At 39.5% G+C, this 15,759-nt stretch carries 18 protein-coding genes; 4 read left to right on the top strand and 14 right to left on the bottom strand.

Annotation, left to right across the window (positions count from 1 at the left end):
- Positions 1-206: 206 nt before the first annotated feature.
- On the top strand, positions 207-2,450 hold the full coding sequence (locus tag F0229_RS15185; RefSeq protein WP_171733170.1) for a hypothetical protein: 2,244 nt from the start codon (positions 207-209) through the stop codon (positions 2,448-2,450).
- Here F0229_RS15185 and F0229_RS15180 read toward each other — a convergent pair.
- The 4 genes from F0229_RS15180 to F0229_RS15170 form a co-directional block, all read right to left on the bottom strand.
- A complete protein-coding gene (locus tag F0229_RS15180; RefSeq protein WP_171733169.1) occupies positions 2,444-3,499 on the bottom strand; it encodes an AI-2E family transporter in 1,056 nt (351 codons plus the stop codon). The genes F0229_RS15185 and F0229_RS15180 overlap by 7 nt on opposite strands.
- A gap of 100 nt (positions 3,500-3,599) precedes the next feature.
- Positions 3,600-3,812, bottom strand: a complete 213-nt coding sequence (locus tag F0229_RS21905; protein ID WP_016795981.1) for a hypothetical protein — start codon at positions 3,810-3,812, stop codon at positions 3,600-3,602.
- Entirely contained in the window at positions 3,799-4,287 is a 489-nt protein-coding gene (locus F0229_RS15175; RefSeq protein ID WP_010431936.1) for a hypothetical protein, read from the bottom strand. Before F0229_RS15175 ends, F0229_RS21905 begins: the two co-directional genes overlap by 14 nt.
- A 35-nt stretch (positions 4,288-4,322) precedes the next feature.
- Positions 4,323-4,571 carry a hypothetical protein gene (locus F0229_RS15170; protein WP_010431939.1) on the bottom strand — a complete coding sequence of 83 codons (249 nt, stop codon included), beginning with the start codon at positions 4,569-4,571 and terminating at the stop codon, positions 4,323-4,325.
- A gap of 305 nt (positions 4,572-4,876) precedes the next feature.
- Between F0229_RS15170 and F0229_RS15165 the strand changes: the two genes are divergently transcribed.
- Together F0229_RS15165 and F0229_RS15160 are read left to right on the top strand one after the other, a co-directional pair.
- A complete protein-coding gene (locus F0229_RS15165; protein ID WP_010431941.1) occupies positions 4,877-5,305 on the top strand; it encodes a hypothetical protein in 429 nt (142 codons plus the stop codon).
- Positions 5,306-5,412: 107 nt separating this feature from the next.
- Entirely contained in the window at positions 5,413-5,823 is a 411-nt protein-coding gene (locus F0229_RS15160; RefSeq protein WP_010431943.1) for a hypothetical protein, read from the top strand.
- Between the two features lie 188 nt (positions 5,824-6,011).
- Here F0229_RS15160 and F0229_RS15155 read toward each other — a convergent pair whose 3' ends face one another.
- The 6 genes from F0229_RS15155 to F0229_RS15130 all read right to left on the bottom strand — a co-directional run bounded on the left by F0229_RS15155 (position 6,012) and on the right by F0229_RS15130 (position 10,198).
- A complete protein-coding gene (locus F0229_RS15155) occupies positions 6,012-6,929 on the bottom strand; it encodes a mechanosensitive ion channel family protein (protein ID WP_016797856.1) in 918 nt (305 codons plus the stop codon).
- 41 nt (positions 6,930-6,970) lie between these two features.
- Positions 6,971-8,584, bottom strand: coding sequence for a diacylglycerol kinase family protein (locus F0229_RS15150; RefSeq protein WP_171733168.1), 1,614 nt, complete (start codon positions 8,582-8,584; stop codon positions 6,971-6,973).
- Positions 8,585-8,734: 150 nt separating this feature from the next.
- On the bottom strand, positions 8,735-9,163 hold the full coding sequence (locus F0229_RS15145) for a hemerythrin domain-containing protein (protein WP_017065200.1): 429 nt from the start codon (positions 9,161-9,163) through the stop codon (positions 8,735-8,737).
- Between the two features lie 70 nt (positions 9,164-9,233).
- On the bottom strand, positions 9,234-9,431 hold the full coding sequence (locus F0229_RS15140) for a hypothetical protein (RefSeq protein WP_010431955.1): 198 nt from the start codon (positions 9,429-9,431) through the stop codon (positions 9,234-9,236).
- An 8-nt stretch (positions 9,432-9,439) separates the two neighbouring features.
- Positions 9,440-9,610 carry a DUF1328 domain-containing protein gene (locus tag F0229_RS15135; protein WP_010431958.1) on the bottom strand — a complete coding sequence of 57 codons (171 nt, stop codon included), beginning with the start codon at positions 9,608-9,610 and terminating at the stop codon, positions 9,440-9,442.
- A 42-nt stretch (positions 9,611-9,652) separates the two neighbouring features.
- Positions 9,653-10,198 (bottom strand): BON domain-containing protein, encoded by a 546-nt coding sequence (locus F0229_RS15130; protein ID WP_017065851.1) that lies wholly within the window; start codon positions 10,196-10,198, stop codon positions 9,653-9,655.
- 335 nt (positions 10,199-10,533) lie between these two features.
- Here F0229_RS15130 and F0229_RS15125 point away from each other — a divergent pair, with 335 nt between their 5' ends.
- A complete protein-coding gene (locus F0229_RS15125) occupies positions 10,534-11,874 on the top strand; it encodes a sigma-54-dependent Fis family transcriptional regulator (protein WP_171733167.1) in 1,341 nt (446 codons plus the stop codon).
- A gap of 123 nt (positions 11,875-11,997) precedes the next feature.
- Here the strand turns inward: F0229_RS15125 and F0229_RS15120 are convergent, their stop codons facing one another.
- The 4 genes from F0229_RS15120 to ectA all read right to left on the bottom strand — a co-directional run bounded on the left by F0229_RS15120 (position 11,998) and on the right by ectA (position 15,734).
- Complete coding sequence (locus F0229_RS15120) at positions 11,998-13,422, bottom strand: aspartate kinase (protein ID WP_010431966.1); 1,425 nt, start codon at positions 13,420-13,422, stop codon at positions 11,998-12,000.
- 77 nt (positions 13,423-13,499) lie between these two features.
- Positions 13,500-13,886, bottom strand: a complete 387-nt coding sequence (locus F0229_RS15115) for an ectoine synthase (protein ID WP_010431969.1) — start codon at positions 13,884-13,886, stop codon at positions 13,500-13,502.
- A 13-nt stretch (positions 13,887-13,899) separates the two neighbouring features.
- Positions 13,900-15,165 (bottom strand): diaminobutyrate--2-oxoglutarate transaminase, encoded by a 1,266-nt coding sequence (gene ectB, locus F0229_RS15110; RefSeq protein ID WP_171733166.1) that lies wholly within the window; start codon positions 15,163-15,165, stop codon positions 13,900-13,902.
- 35 nt (positions 15,166-15,200) lie between these two features.
- Positions 15,201-15,734: a diaminobutyrate acetyltransferase gene (gene ectA, locus F0229_RS15105; protein WP_010431975.1), complete on the bottom strand. Its 534-nt coding sequence runs from the start codon at positions 15,732-15,734 to the stop codon at positions 15,201-15,203.
- Between the last annotated feature and the right edge of the window lie 25 nt (positions 15,735-15,759).

The following is a 15,759-nucleotide window of genomic DNA, read 5'->3' as shown; positions in this document are numbered from 1 at the left end:
ACCAATGGATTACGGATTTAAAATCATCAACTTAATAGTTGTTAGTAACCTCCAAACTGTCAAGTTAGAAGCTACATGCTGATATCTATTCGAGCTAACCTCCCGATTTACACCGAACCCCAATACCGTGCTTTGCTACACTGACATAGCGTGAGATGCTTAATTTGGCTGATATTAAATCGCTCCCATTGTGACTAGGAAGCTTGATGAAAAAACACCGTACTCGACTACTATTGGCCCTTCCCTTCACATGCCTTGTGTCTTCAAACACCAGCTTGGCAAGCTATACCATTGTGCTACCAAGCCAACATGAGAATGGGTTCAATTTACATGGCTCCCCCTTATCAGCCAGAGAGGTGATCGATTGGGAGGTCAACAATAGTGACTTAGTGTTTGGGGCTTACGCCGATAAAAATGATAACGAAAGCGTCAGCGCGATTGGTTATATGTACAACCAAAAATTGGATCTGAATTCAGGAGAATTAGAAAACGAAATTAGAAACGCCGCAGAGCGAAATGGCATTGATTACGAAGATTTTTTCCTACACTTTTCAGAAGACACGATTCTGGCAGAGCCTGATACGAGTCACGGCGCCAATACCACTTTAAATCGCAAACCTATGATTATCGGCTATACCGCTGATGAAAAGCACGCGGGCTTTGCTCTTTATCAACCACCACCTTGGGATGCTGATGTGTTTGAATATTTCGACAAAGGTGGCGCTCTCTACGTTTATCACTCTGAAAAATTCAATCACTTAGCATTCGAATTTTCACACTTTGCACAGGGCGGAGAGTTTCAGATTGAGTATCCATCATCGATAAACATTGAGGGCAAAGTCACGGCATGGTCTAACGTCGTTGTAACGGAAGATAACACGAACAACATGACCCGAAACCAAGCCGTAAACTGGCGAGTCCCATCTAACTGGGTAAGAGCAAATACTCACGATGGAAGTGGTCAGAGTTATGGTGGGGGTCAGTATTTTGGTTCTACGTTTATTCGAGATGGCGGGCGTTTATACGTTGTTAGGGTGCGCTGGCAAGGGAACCCAAATGATATCCGCCCTCGCTTAAATCAAGTTCAATTGAAGGACTATTTCCCGAGAATCGTACTCAAAGATCTGCAGACTTCAAAGACAGATTCACAACCACCAAACGAAACCAAGCATTGGCGCAAGATCCGTGGTTTTGACCAATCAGCCGATCTCGACCAAGACAACTATTTATCACCTGTTGAATATAAAAATAGGAACAACAAATTGGCTACGGCTCGATTTCGTTGGGAGTCTCGCGTCATTCCTTTCGGCCGAATGTGGAACCAAAACTCATCATGGTCATTGGCCAACCTTGCTAACCCAGACCTACTGATGTTGATGCGAAACTACTATTCCAAACATTGGGGGCAACAGGGGCTCAATGGCGCCTACAACGACGATACCAACAAACTCCTTGGCAGCAATCAATTTGAGGTTCATTCAGGAGGAACCATTCAAGAGCTTGGTCTTGTCGTAGGGTCTAATGAAGCGGATAAGCAATACAAAACGCAATTCGCAGCCTTTCTCAAACGGTTATCAGCTAACGACGACACTCTTTCAATTGGCCTTAATATTGGAACGGCCAACCTTTATGGCCGAAACGGGCAATCACACTTAATTGACTCAGGAAACCTGTACTTTAGGGAGCACTACTTATTCCCCTCTACAGGCTTTAGTGGTTATGCCGGGTTGTCTAAGTTTTGGGATAACTCAGCGTTAGCTAACACTGATTCAAACGTTATATTCCAAGCCACTACTCGCTATGGGCGCGTTCAATACCTAGGTAACAGCCAAGATAACTGGCAACAAGATCAGTATTCAACCCTCGCTATTTATTACCTCAGTTACCAGCCACAACATAGTTATTTTAACCAATGGAATAGCAGTTATGTGTATGGCAGCGGCAATACTACCGAAGAGAATTTTTGGAAGAGTGGCGTGCCGAAAAACATGGCTTACCGACCGACACAACTGCACAAGATCGACCTAGGCTTTCCAGCCAACCGGATTCCGAATAAATTAGAGCCCATTCCGTTGATGCTTTCGACCACACACTCAACACCCAGTGACTACACTATTGTCGGCGATTCAACCAAGCATCAAGTTGTGCATGCTGATCTGCCAAACGGCAAGGTTCAGCTGTTACCAACCTATACCTATTTTCTTTATCGATCGGAAACAAACATCGTAGAGAGAGGCCCACAAGAGATGGTGCTCGCGAGAGAGTTTGAGCATGGGCGCGTACTTTATCGAACCGATTTCTATGGTAAAAATCGTGACTTCTATTCGGCACCGAAACTCAGTATTCCATTAAACAAGCCAATGAGGCCCGTCGATACAAATGGCAACATTGGAGACTATGTGAAAGAAGTGACGCTGAGTGGTTATCAAGGCTTACTTCTGCTCTACTGACCTTTATGAGCATTCAACCTTGGATGTCTTAACTGTTCAAAAAATACATTCACACAGACAAGTAATGGGACCCCTACTAGCATTCCCATAGAGCCCCATAGCCAACCCCAAAATACAAGCCATACAAATAAAATCAGCGGATTGAGACTAAACCTTTTCCCCAGTAATGTAGGAGTAACCAATTGGCTTTCTATCAAATTAATCGCCAGGAAGATCGCAGCGACCGTCAATGCGTAGCTAAACGACTCAAACTGTATAAAAGAGACTAAAGCAAAGCACGTAACTGAAACCATCGGGCCAAGATAGGGGATAAAATTCATTAAGCCTGCAAAAGCGCCCCAAAGGAAAGGGTCTTGCAATCCCATCATATAAAAAGCAAAGCCAACAGTGAGTCCTAAGCAAACATTAATGATGGTGATGGCGCCTATGTAACGAGACAAATCCTTTTGAACAACTTTAACCAATTCAACAGCCCTACGCTTATCTGAAAAGCATTCAAAAAGAGATAAGCTTTGAGAATAAATTTTTCGACCGTAATTCATCATGAAATACGCCATAAGAAACGCAACCAACAACTGAGTAACAATGGTTGGTGTTGTCGTAAGCACTGATTCTATAATGGAAAAAGCCGTGTTATTGGTAAGCCCATCATTGGTAACAGTACTACTCATGGAGAACCCGGTGGCGTCAGTTAAGCGACTGTTTTGAGTAACCTCACTCACTTCATTAGATACATTCTCAACCAACATTGGTAATTTTGACCACCATTGCTGAGCGGGCTCACTCAACATATTCAAACTAATCACAACAAAGCCAATAAAACCAATAAGTACAGCCATTACGTTAATGACTCGAGGGATACCGAAGCGAGTAAGGTAGTTAACTAGAGGGCTACATAGCAAAGAAATAAAAGCACCAAAGATGATTGGCAACAAAAATGGCTTGCCGATATGTAATGTAAAAATAGACATAATGAGAACAGCAAGGAGCATAAAACTAGTTTGCAACACACTTCGTTGTCTAAGAATACTGTATTTTTTTGATGTCATTTTATTCCTATGAGTAGGAGGTTTTGTTTTTGAGGCTTCGTCAATTTGAATCAGGCACTCGATACCGTCAGCCAACACTAACTTGAATTAAAAATGATGGTTACTTAAGTAAATTAAGTATTAGCGATAGCTGTTTATAACCAAAAACAGACGATTTAAAACGATGAGTTCGATTCAAAATTACAACACCAAGGCCTGTGATGCCAAGAGCATACAAGGGGTACTTGTGAACAAACTCTTTTCCTTTGTGACGAATAAGTCCCATACAAAGTGCAACTTGACGAGCTCTACTTCTCCCCTCAAGTCTTTTCATTTGAATCTGTCTTTGTCGATTCTTGAGTGCTGACATGTAACCCCTCCTTCAATTGCTCTTTCGTACATTCAAAACCTATAAATTGCTTTAAGTAACTAGAACGAAGTACCAAGCATATTAGAATCAAACCGAGTGTGAATATAAACGCGCCGTAACCCGCTAACAGATTCAAAGTGAAGTAGTAGATCACTACTCCAGCACCGACGGCGATACTAAAAAGAAACAGCGGTAACAACGCAACAAAGAGGAGCTGAAACACAAGACGCTTTTTAAATGCATCAACACTATTGCGAAACTCCAATAAGAAAAGCTCTAAGGTCGATTGAGACCATTGCTGGGTATGTGTCTGTAATATAGCTAAGTCTTTCCACAATCCATTTAACTCAGAAGCAGAACGTTTAAGATCATCCACCTTACGATCGCTCGATTTATCATTGGCAGAGTTTACTGGATCATTTTGACTATTTACCTGCATAACGGTGCTCTCTCAATTGCGATGTTGATATATGGCTATTTGATTAACTTCGAGACAGCCCAACCAGCGAGAAACGCACAGCCAACACTCAATAATGGACGCTCTTTAATGATGTTTTCCGCTTTCTCAGACGTGTTCTTCACACTTTCAGAGCTGGCCTCGAGAGTTTCATGGACCGCCTCTTTCACATTTTCGATAACTTCTACTGCGGCCTCTTCAGCTTTTTCATAAGTTTCTTCAATTTGTTGTTTGGCTTCTGAATTTTTAGCGTTTGACTTTGGCATAAGTTTTCTCCTTATTTGATTATCATAAGCCAGAGAATAATATTAATACTATTAATCTCTAGCTACTTTAATAATCAATGCTAGCATCGTGCCAACTTTCACAAGTACCAGAATAATTGAAGATAAGCTCCCATATCATTAATAAATGGCATTAATCAATGTAATAATTTCACTAGAAAACATCTATTAATGTATTTTTTACAAAAACAAAGTAAAACCTTAGACGAAACAAGCTGAATATAGGGTTATTAATTGGCATAAAAAATGCAATAAACCAAATACAGCTTAGAACCAAATGAGGATTCATGAGAAACCAAAGTATATTATCTATTGTTAACCTGATAAAAAGTGGAAATATTATTTACGAAAAAGCGATATCCAACATAAGAAGTGAAAAGATGGCAAAAAATCTTTTTGATATCTACACGGTAAAGAAATGTGCAGAGTTAAAGTTACAATCTTTAACTTACTACTCAAAAATACATCAAGAACAGATACCCGCTAGTTATACGATAAATGCCAGAGAGCGCTGTATTGAAGCGGAAGATACAAAAGGTAAAAACAATCAAGAGCTCTATTTAAAGCACCTAGAAGGTGTCGAGACAAAGATCATTTCCGACATTGAATCACTGCTAGAAACTAACCCTGATTTAGAAGGGAGAAGAAGATTAAAAGTGGTAAAAAATGAAATGGAATCATGTCGAGACCAAATACACAACATGCGTCAGAATTAGTTATTAGCGAATGATGGTTGGAAATCAGAATCAAAGAAAAGGCTTATTTTAATTATTATAAATCAACTGAAATTATAAATACTACTGAGATAAAAAGGAGTAATGATATGTTGTTTAAAAAGGACAATGATCCCCTTGAGGTAATTCACTATAAAGGCATAGAAAAAATACTATGTACATTGAAAGATCACTACTTCTCATGTGTTGACCTAATTGAACAGAAAGCACATGGGAACATTGCAAGAGCTGCAAATCGATTTATAAAAGTTGAACGTTCATTAATAAACGAAGTAAACACCAAGTTCTGCATTAACAATGAAGTTAATGACAATGACATATTGAGTCAGCCCCCTGCGTTAATTGTTAGTTATAACGATATGTACCAGAGTAATTTAAGCCTAATTTCTTACCTCAAAAACACTATTAGAAAGTTTAACAATCAACATATGTCTGCTTTTTTCTCCTATTGGGTTGCGGCGTTGCAAGTTGAAAATGATGAGATAGCAAAGCATTTGTAACAGATATAACCCATCTAAAATAGATACGATTAATTAACTTGAGAAGAGAATCAAAGCCTACAACACAATAATTAAACAGTGGGAATAATCTAGGTTTAATTCTGATCTAATTCTGACATCACTCAAAATAAAAAGCGTCGAGGCATATTGCCTTGACGCTTTTTTACGAGAGGGACCGCTATGTTATTCTAGGAAGCGTCATCGACAGCCCCAGTCATCATTCTAGACAGACTTTTACCGCCTTTGGGATCAAAATCAAGTGTTCTAATCGGAAACGGTATTGTCATTCCAGCCTCTGATAATGACTCTTTAACCGCTATAATACCGTCGTGCTTTGCGTCCATATAACCAAAACCTCCTGGGTACTCAATCCAAAACCAAACCAATAAGTTAACGCTACTATCAGAAAAGCTTGAAGCGTAAACCGTCGTATCTTCTTTCCGACTAACATAAGACTTTTGGTTTATCGCTTTGGTTATCACCTCAGCGGCTCTTTTGGGACAGTCTGCGTAGGAAATCCCCACAGGGATCTCGACCCTTCTTCGTCCTTTTCGACTGTAGTTCGTCAAAATATTTCGGAAAACCATCTTATTGGGAATCATGACGTGTTGACCAGAGAACGTTTCAACCAGTGTATTTCGTAAGTTTATTTTGACTATGGTACCCATGACATCGTTGGAACCAACAACATCGCCAATTTTAAAAGGTTTACGAATACTCATTGTAATACCTGAAATGAGGTTCTCAGTCATATCTTGAAAAGCAAAACCGATAGCTAAACCTAGAATACCGGCACCGGCAAGCAACGATGTAACCGTACCTTGGAGCCCAACAAAATCTAACGCGACAAAAAATCCAATAGTAACAATGGTAACCTTAACAATAGAAGCCAGTAAGTTAATGACTTCTTGAGAGTCGACAACTCTATTGCTCAATCTTTTAAACAACTTGCCGCTTATGTTGGCAACAAAGATAAAAATAAGAAACGTAACAAAAGCAACAATCAGGTTAGGGATAAGTTTAATTGCTTCAACTAACCAATGCTCTAACTTACCCTCTATCAGATGCTGAAACTTCTCTAAGTTAAAAGAGAGATTCATTTCCATGGTGTCTCCTTCTTATTCAATATGCGGATTATTCAATACATTCATGGAATACAAACCGTTAAGGCTTGCTTATCAATACTTATCTCCAGTGAATCAGCCAAATACGTCTCTCCATCAATCACGTATGAAATAGGTCGGTCAGAATCAATTTTAACGAGCTGTGCCGAAGCATAAGTAAAGTAACTAGCTTGTTCTTTCGCTCCGAGACTCGATAACAACAGATCAGATAGAGCGATAGCTCGTTTACTAAGTGAATTTGTGTTTTCCAAATAGGTAATATGCAGCTTCCCATCATCCGGCCTAGGAGGCTGTCCCCCTTGAGCAAGCACAGTACTAAAAGGGGAAGAGTTCGCCACGACCAAACTTTGTAATTTCATACTTTGTGATGGTTGGTCATCGATTGAAATTTGAAAGTGTTGATTATCGTCGGTGATTACTGCATTGAAGAACCCAGTCAAATACGCGAATTGCCCTTTTTCATTTTTTTGTTCTCGATGTGCGTAATCGATCATCTGTTCTTCAAACCCAATACCAAGAAGCAGTAATATTGGTTGTTGATTACAGAACGCCAGATCGATTCTTTTTGAGTTGCCAGATAAAATAGCCTCACACGCTTTTTCAACAGGCGATATTTTCGAGGTCAATCCATAAAGCATATGACATAGAGCGTTCGCGGTACCCAAAGGTATAATCCCGAGTTGTGTATCAGTCTTCCTAACTTGCCTTGCGACTTCACTAACCGTCCCATCGCCACCTGCAACGATAATATGCGCAGTATTCCGGTCTTTGGCCTGCTTAGCTAATATTTCTGCTGATACTTCTTGGCTAGTAAGAAAAATATCTAAACTGTACTTTCTCGTAAGTTCACGAATAACCTGTTGTTCATTCGCCAACCATTTACCACCACCTGCAACAGGGTTGGCAATAAGGCAAGCTTTATGGCCAAGAGTGAGCAAACCTTTATCACTGATTGCTTGAAGTGTTTTTAGTTGTAGATGGTTCAATTGGGCTGTACTTCGCACGTCGTTAATACTTTTCAAGACCTGCTCTACAGTAAGTGACGGATTTTTTGCTAAAAGGTAGGCAGCTACGACAAAGACAGAACGTCCTCGACCGAGAGCACAATGCACAACAACCGATCTAGATTGATTGATTTGGGTATCGATCCAATTTATAGCATGTTTAAGCTTATGCGTTTTAGGGACTTTATGATCAAGAACCGGGGTGTTTAAATAGCGAAATTGATCACCGGTCATTGCACTTTCTAAACCAGAAAACTCAGCTGTAACATCTACAATACAATGGATGTTTTGAGATTCTAAGAACGATAAATCTGAAGGGAACAAACGACGAGATACATATAAACCTTTTCCAACCTTCTGTATTGGTTCAACTTTATCTCTTTTCATTGCCCATGCATTGTACAGTCGAACACCTAAGAAGAATGGAATGAAGATCCATCTAATCCACCACACTATTTTCCCATCGCTAGTCTTCCTAAATATTGACGGCATATCGAAGATGTAGGCAACACTAACGATGAACATCGACAAACTACACCAGGAAAAAACACCACGGATTATTAGTTGTGGTATAAGAGCAGCAGCAAAAAAACAAGCTATAGCAAGAAGCATATAATATTTAATAATAAACATGTTACGCCTTAATTTATCCGTGAATTTAAATATATTTATCCGTAAATTTATCTATCTCTAAATTAAATAAAAGAAGGGCTCAAGAATGAGCCCTTAGCTTGATAACAAAGCAGTTTTATACTTATTTAAAGAATTTGATTACTTCGTGATTCAAGCAACCTCTTTTTCATATTTACGAGCTAATGTTTCTTTTTGTTCAGTATCTAAGACTCGACCTGCGGTTTGAAAAAAACGCTGCTCTTCTTCTTCTAAATGATGTTCAACCTTATCTTTTAATGTTTTCATTAAAACAAGCCAAGCTGGTGAAGACATCTCTGTATCATCGAGTTGAGCGAGTATTTTGTCGATTCCATGATGTTCAGCGATTCCATGTCTAGTCATGTCAATGGATTTATCACTCTCGATCAAAGGTGCATAAAAATGGCGCTCTTCTGCAATCGCATGCTTGGTTAACTCATCCTTAAGGTTAACATAGAGTTCTTGCCTAGCTTGTGTGTCTCCCGAAGTTTGGAGTAACGCATCCATCAAAAGTCGTTGCTTTTCATGACTGTCTTTGAGCACATCAAATATATTTTTCATGTCTAATTCCTACTTCATTGGTTTATTTTTATGAGGATTTTGGCATCTCATTGCACTCTAGATGACAGTTCTAGCAATCTTCATCTTTCGCATCTAAATGCTCTTTAATATTTTCACAGCTATCTTCTATTGCGTTTTGAGTATCCTCTACAGCCTCATCTACATTTTCCCCGGCTTGTTCCATCGGACCTTCATCACTACATGCCGCAAGTGCAAATGTAATACCCACAATAGTTAAAAAACGGTAAGCGTTCGATTTGATGTTCATATAAACTCCTAATGTTTGTTTTTATTCAGCAACATAATTACCACTGAAACCAGTAGTGATATTGCAAATATATAAAATATGATCTTTGCTACTGTCGCAGCAGCCCCAGCGATACCACTAAATCCCAATAGGGCGGCAATAATTGCGACAATAAAAAATATTAGCGACCAGCGAATCATCGTTATTCCCCAATTTTTAATAAATTACCAATTGTAGAGAGGTTAAATAATATTTAATTTATCCACCACTCTCTCTACATTCGGGGTATTATTTGCTATAGATAAAGCTAAGTCGTGTTCACTGCTTGATGAAACTGAACCTTTCAAGATAACCACACTGTTTTCGGTTTCAACTTGAATATCGCTACCACTAACATTGGTATTCATTAATAAACGAGTGATTACCAGTGTCTTTATGTGAGCATCAGTCAAAGCTTGTACGGCTGCGGGTGTTTTTTCTTTGTCTTCATCAATCACTGTAAGTTCGTTTTTTACAGACTTAACGTCATCTAGGCTTAGCACTAACTCTTCTGCCAAATCTTTCTCTGTTTCATTTTTAACCGAGCCAGTTAAAGTAACCACTCGATTTTTAACGTAGGTGTTGATGTCAAATGAGTTTAAATTAGTATTCAGTAATAAAGTCGTTTCTGCTTTTCCATCAATCCACGCATCGAAAGTTTCTTTTTCCCACATGCTATTAGCAAAAACAGTTGATGAAGAAGTTGCAATCAAAGTAGCTAATAATATTTTACTTGCAGTATTTCTCATTAATTATCTCCTCTAGTTAACTGACACTTGTACAATTGCAACCAGCATGCCAACTTTTTAACTGACTGAAAATAAAGGATTTACACTTTAATTTTGAAAATTTACCATTGGTAAAATAATCGGAGGTGTATTAATTACACGAGTATTTTGTAAAAATTATCATCAATGGAGATCCTAGAATAATTAATATCAATACTGTTAATTAGCCACTTCTACTATCAGTAATATTGTAACTACATTTAAAAGGTGGCGTATAGTAAATGATAGATTCGTATTTGAAGGACATCATGTTATTATCAAGGTCGTTTTCTGTCGTACAAAAAGAGAGTTAAATCATGTCATTACCGACACTTTTTATAGAGTTAAAAGATGAATTATTGCGGTCTAAAGTAAACTCTCTAGATGAATTATCAAGCTTTGAAATAATTCAAAGTACTATGGATGTTCATTGGATTGACAAGCTACAACAACTGCAACCAGATACTGCTATTGTTGAAGTCTCTCGATTTACTAACGATGATTTTAAGTCCTTATCGAGTGCAACAGGGTTGGACGAAATGGACTTGATTATTATCAGTACAGGTACGCCAAACAAAAATTTAGACATGATGATGAACCATGGCGCAATCTTCCATTATAGAAAGCCCGTCGACATGCAAATATTGGAAGATACCCTTGCAGACTTCAGTCAATACTTCCTCCAGAAGCAGGAAGAAGGGCGTAAAGTGTCCACCAGCGATTTAGACCAGTTCGGTATGTTAGTCGGTTCTTCTAAGCCCATGCATAAGCTGTATCGAACTTTAAGAAGAGTCGCGAAGACTGACACCAATGTTTTGATTGTCGGCGAAAGTGGGGCAGGTAAAGAATTAGTCGCACAAACGATTCACCTTGCCAGTGATCGTAAAAACCAACCTTTTATTGCGATCAACTGCGGTGCTATCAGCCCTGAGTTAGTTGATAGTGAATTATTTGGTCATGAAAAAGGCGCTTTTACAGGGGCGAATCGCACACACCAAGGGGTGTTTAGGCAAGCAGAAGGTGGCACATTGTTTCTCGACGAAATCACCGAAATGCCACTTGAACACCAGGTCAAATTACTACGAGTTTTAGAAACAGGTGAATATCGCCCTGTAGGCAGTAATGCAACGAGTATCGCTAATACTCGAGTCATTGCAGCGACAAACCGAGATCCACAAGTCGCTATTGAAGAACAGTTTTTGAGAGAGGATCTCTATTTCAGGTTGGCTCACTTCCCCATACATGTCCCTCCATTGCGTGAAAGAGGCGACGACATCGTCGGCTTAGCAAAACATTTTATTGCTCATCGCAACGCAAATGAAACCACTGCGAAGACCATTTTCACATCAGCGCTTCAAAAAATATCAGCCCATGCATGGCCAGGGAATGTCAGGGAATTAAAACACTGTATTGAAAGAGCTTTTATATTGGCAGATGAGACGATTAAAGATGAACACCTAATTTTTGATACTCCTCCTTTAGAAACAGGGACTACCGTTGAGGATATGGTTCCGGCGGGTGTTTCTCTTGAGAAGATTGAGAAAGCGGCGATTATCAATACGCTCGAAGAAAATGAAGGCAACAAAAAGGAAACAGCACAAGACTTGGGAATCAGCATCAAAACGCTTTATAACAAGCTCGATAAGTATCAAGAGTAGTAATACTCATATCTGATGTTGCTGTGTGATCAAAATAGATACAGGCGATCGTTAATTTGCAGTTGATGTTTTGCTTTTCCATGAAAATTTAACAGTGGAGGGTGAGCCCTCCACTGTTAAATTTTATGCTGCATTCACCGATGTCTCGGTTCTTTTATCTTGGTCAAAGAATTCTTCATGCAACGCGCAAATCGCTTGTTGATACTTGTCATCACTCACAACAAATTGCACATTTACGTTTCTCATAGACGAATGTAATGCAATAGGCGTAACACTATGGTTCATCAAAGCCAATACACCATTAGCGAGCGTTTTATTGGTATCAATTTGAGAACCGATCGCTGAGATTATAGCGACCATTCGACCTGAAATAGATGCCTGAGGGTAACGTTTCTCAGCCTTATAAGACACCTTGTTTAAACTCTCGGTGCTACCACCTAGATAATAGGTAATAGAATTGGCGTTCATCTCTTTACCAATAAGGTTCACTCTAGCATCTGCGATAATCTCCATTAACTCATAACTAACATTGTCCGCCTTACCGACCATTCCCTGGTCAAAAACATGTAACGCATATACCTTCTGTTTTCCGGCAATGATCTCAATGTGATTCGTGTCTGGTCGGTAATCAGAAGAAATCAGTGTACCCTCATGTTCTGGCTCGAAGGTGTTTTTGATTTGCAGTTCTATGCCACTTTCTCGTAACCCAGCAGCCGCATTAGAGTGAATAGCTTCCATACCAAGGTTAGCCAGTTGATCGGCAACATCATAATTAGTTGCCCCAATCGGTTTAACCGAACCTACACCAACGACTTTTGGGTCAGCCGAACTAAAGTGATACTCCTTATGGATGATCGCCAATGATGCCTCAGTAATAGTAGCGATACGACTAAACGTCATCTCACTGTAACCACGATCATAAGTATGCATCAAACCTTCTTTGCAATACGCATAACCAGTTACTATGGGAAGCTCCTCAGTAACATCAATGTCAGAGAAAGCCTCTCTAATCGTATCGTCCAAACTTTGAGGGGTTTTGTTGTCCCAACCAGAAAGGTCAACAAAGGTCGAATTTATACCAATGTTTTTTAATTTAAGAGCCGTGTTGTATGCACTATGTGACTCTCCAATTGAAGAAAGAAACTCTCTAATCTGTGGTAAATAATGTCTCAGTGAAAACTGTCCGTATTGGCACGTTTCAAGAATGTTAGTAATACAGTTTTTGGCTTCTGAAATACGAGACCGGATGAACTTATCTGCTCTCATACGATTCATTGGATCCGCAAAAATATGCTCATTGGTCAATAGCATGCGGCGTTCAATATAAGATAGAGCATCCTTCCACGAATCGTCACGCATCGCTATCAATTGATAGACACCAGGCTTACCTGTTTTTTTACATTCCAACAATGCATCCGTCATACCGCTGTAAGCGGACACAACAAAGATTCGGTTATAAGGATTTTGAGGGCGGAGAATAATATTGTCGAGCACAGCATCAAATGCTGTCATTGATGTACCGCCGATTTTTTCTACGGTAAATGTCATAAAAGACCTTTGTTCTTGAAGAGATTAAAGACTAAATAATAGGGAGCGGGGTGAGATATCACCCCTGAATATATGGGTTAATCAACGAGTGGATAAACGCCGTTTTCATCGTGTACTTCAGCGCCAGTAATTGGTGGGTTAAACACACAAGCCATTGTCATTTCTTTGTTTTTATATGCGCGTAAATAATGCTCATCATTCTTATCTAGGATGTACAACGTACCGGGTTTGATTGGGTAAGTTTTACCACCAACGACTTCAATCTCCCCTTCACCACTCATACAAAACACAGACTCCAAGTGGTTTTGGTAATGGATATGTGTTTCTGTCGCTTCGTAAATTGTTGTGATATGAAAAGAAAATCCCATATTGTCATCTTTCAATAACATGCGAGTGCTTTCCCAGTTATCCGATACAATACGTCTTTCACTATTACGACATTCATCAAGTGTTCTAACAATCATTTTACTCTCCCTATTACGATGCTTTCTTGAAATGCTTGGTTGCTACCACTTCAACTGAGTCTTCGAAAATAGTTAAACCTTGCATCAATTCCGATTCTGAAATGGTTAATGGACAAAAGAACTTCAAGATTTCATCGTTTGGACCTGCGGTCTCAATTACCATGCCCTTGTCAAAACACACTTTTGCAATCTCATCAGCTGTGTTCCCATCTTTACATTCAATGCCAATCATCATTCCGCGTCCCTTGCGTTGAACAAATAGCTCAGGGAAACGCTTGAGATTGCGTTGAATGACATCATCGACCATGCTTGAGCTACGTTGAATATGATTTTCAAAATCATCATTTGACCAATACATTTCTAACGCTTTAGCAGCAGTAATGAACGCATGGTTGTTACCACGGAAGGTGCCGTTGTGTTCTCCCGGCTCCCACTTGTCTAGTTCAGGCTTTAATAAAACCACAGCCATCGGTAAGCCATAACCACTTATCGACTTAGATAGCGTAACGATATCTGGTTTTATACCTGAAGGTTCAAAGCTAAAAAACGTTCCTGTTCGACCACAACCGGCTTGAATATCATCCACAATAAGTAGGATATCGTGGGCTTTACAGATTTTGCTTAACTTCTGTAGCCACTCATTTGAAGCGACATTTAACCCACCTTCACCCTGAACCGTTTCCAATAAAACGGCAGCAGGTTTATCCATACCAGCGGAATTATCGGTTAACATCGTTTCAAATAATTTTAAACCATCGATTCCAGCGTAACCTTCAAATGGCAAACGCGTAACGTTGTTGAGATTTGAGCCCGCACCTTGCCTGTGGTGTTGGTTGCCTGTAGCAGCCAATGCACCCGCCGTACAACCATGAAAACCATTGGTAAATGCAACAATACTGCTTCGACTTTTTACTTTTTTCGCCAACTTAATCGCTGCCTCAACCGCATTTGTTCCTGTCGGGCCGGTAAATTGAACTTTGTAATCTAATGCTCGAGGTTCCAAAATAAAGCGACTAAGAGCTTCTAGGAATTCAGCTTTGGCTTCTGAATTCATATCCAAGCCATGTGTAATTCCATCCATTTCAATATACTCAAGTAAAGCTTGCTTAAGTATTGGATTGTTATGACCGTAATTGAGAGATCCTGCTCCAGCAAGAAAATCGAGGTAACGATCACCTTGTTTTGTTTCAAGCCAGCAGCCTTTTGATTTAGCAAAAGTGACTGGAAAACTATTCGAGTATGAACGTACGTTAGATTCCTGCTTTTTAAAAATATCCATGATAAGGCCGTTATTTGATTCCTATAAGTTAATGATTATTTAAGGGGTATTCGATACAAATACTCAGTATCGTGCAGCCCTTTAAAATGAACATTTTCATCTAAGAAAGTGGTCACTTTTCCAGTGCTACTATTTTTTGCGTCTAGCTTTTTAAAGAGTGCCCAAGACGCTTGATTTGACTTAGTAATGGTTGTTTCAATAGCTTCTATACTCTTCAGCCACTCTCGACGAAGTAAGCTGTTCAACATCTTGTAAGCTAAAGAGTGACCTCTAAATCGAGGGGCAACTGCAACTTGCCAAATAAAGAGAACATTAGGCTCACTCGGTTTTTGATAACTCGAGATAAAGCCCGCAAGCTCACCTTTGTTCTCAACCAAAATACAAGTTTTACTAAAGTGAGTGGATTGCAAAAAATTGCAATATGACGAGTTGGTGTCTAGTGGCGGACATTCTGAAATCAGTCGATAAATGTCGTTGCCATCTGAAGCTTTGGGCTCGCGAAAACTCCATTCTTCACTCGTTTTTTCTATCACTTCTGGACACAACACCCAAGGCGCTGATGTAATCATACCGAGAAATTCCTTTGAGCTCTAA

Source organism: Vibrio sp. AIC-3, assembly GCF_013114515.1.
Taxonomy (GTDB): Bacteria; Pseudomonadota; Gammaproteobacteria; order Enterobacterales; family Vibrionaceae; genus Vibrio; species Vibrio crassostreae_C.
The sequence above is the reverse complement of the archived record's forward strand: the minus strand, read 5'-3'. Positions and strand labels throughout refer to the sequence as shown.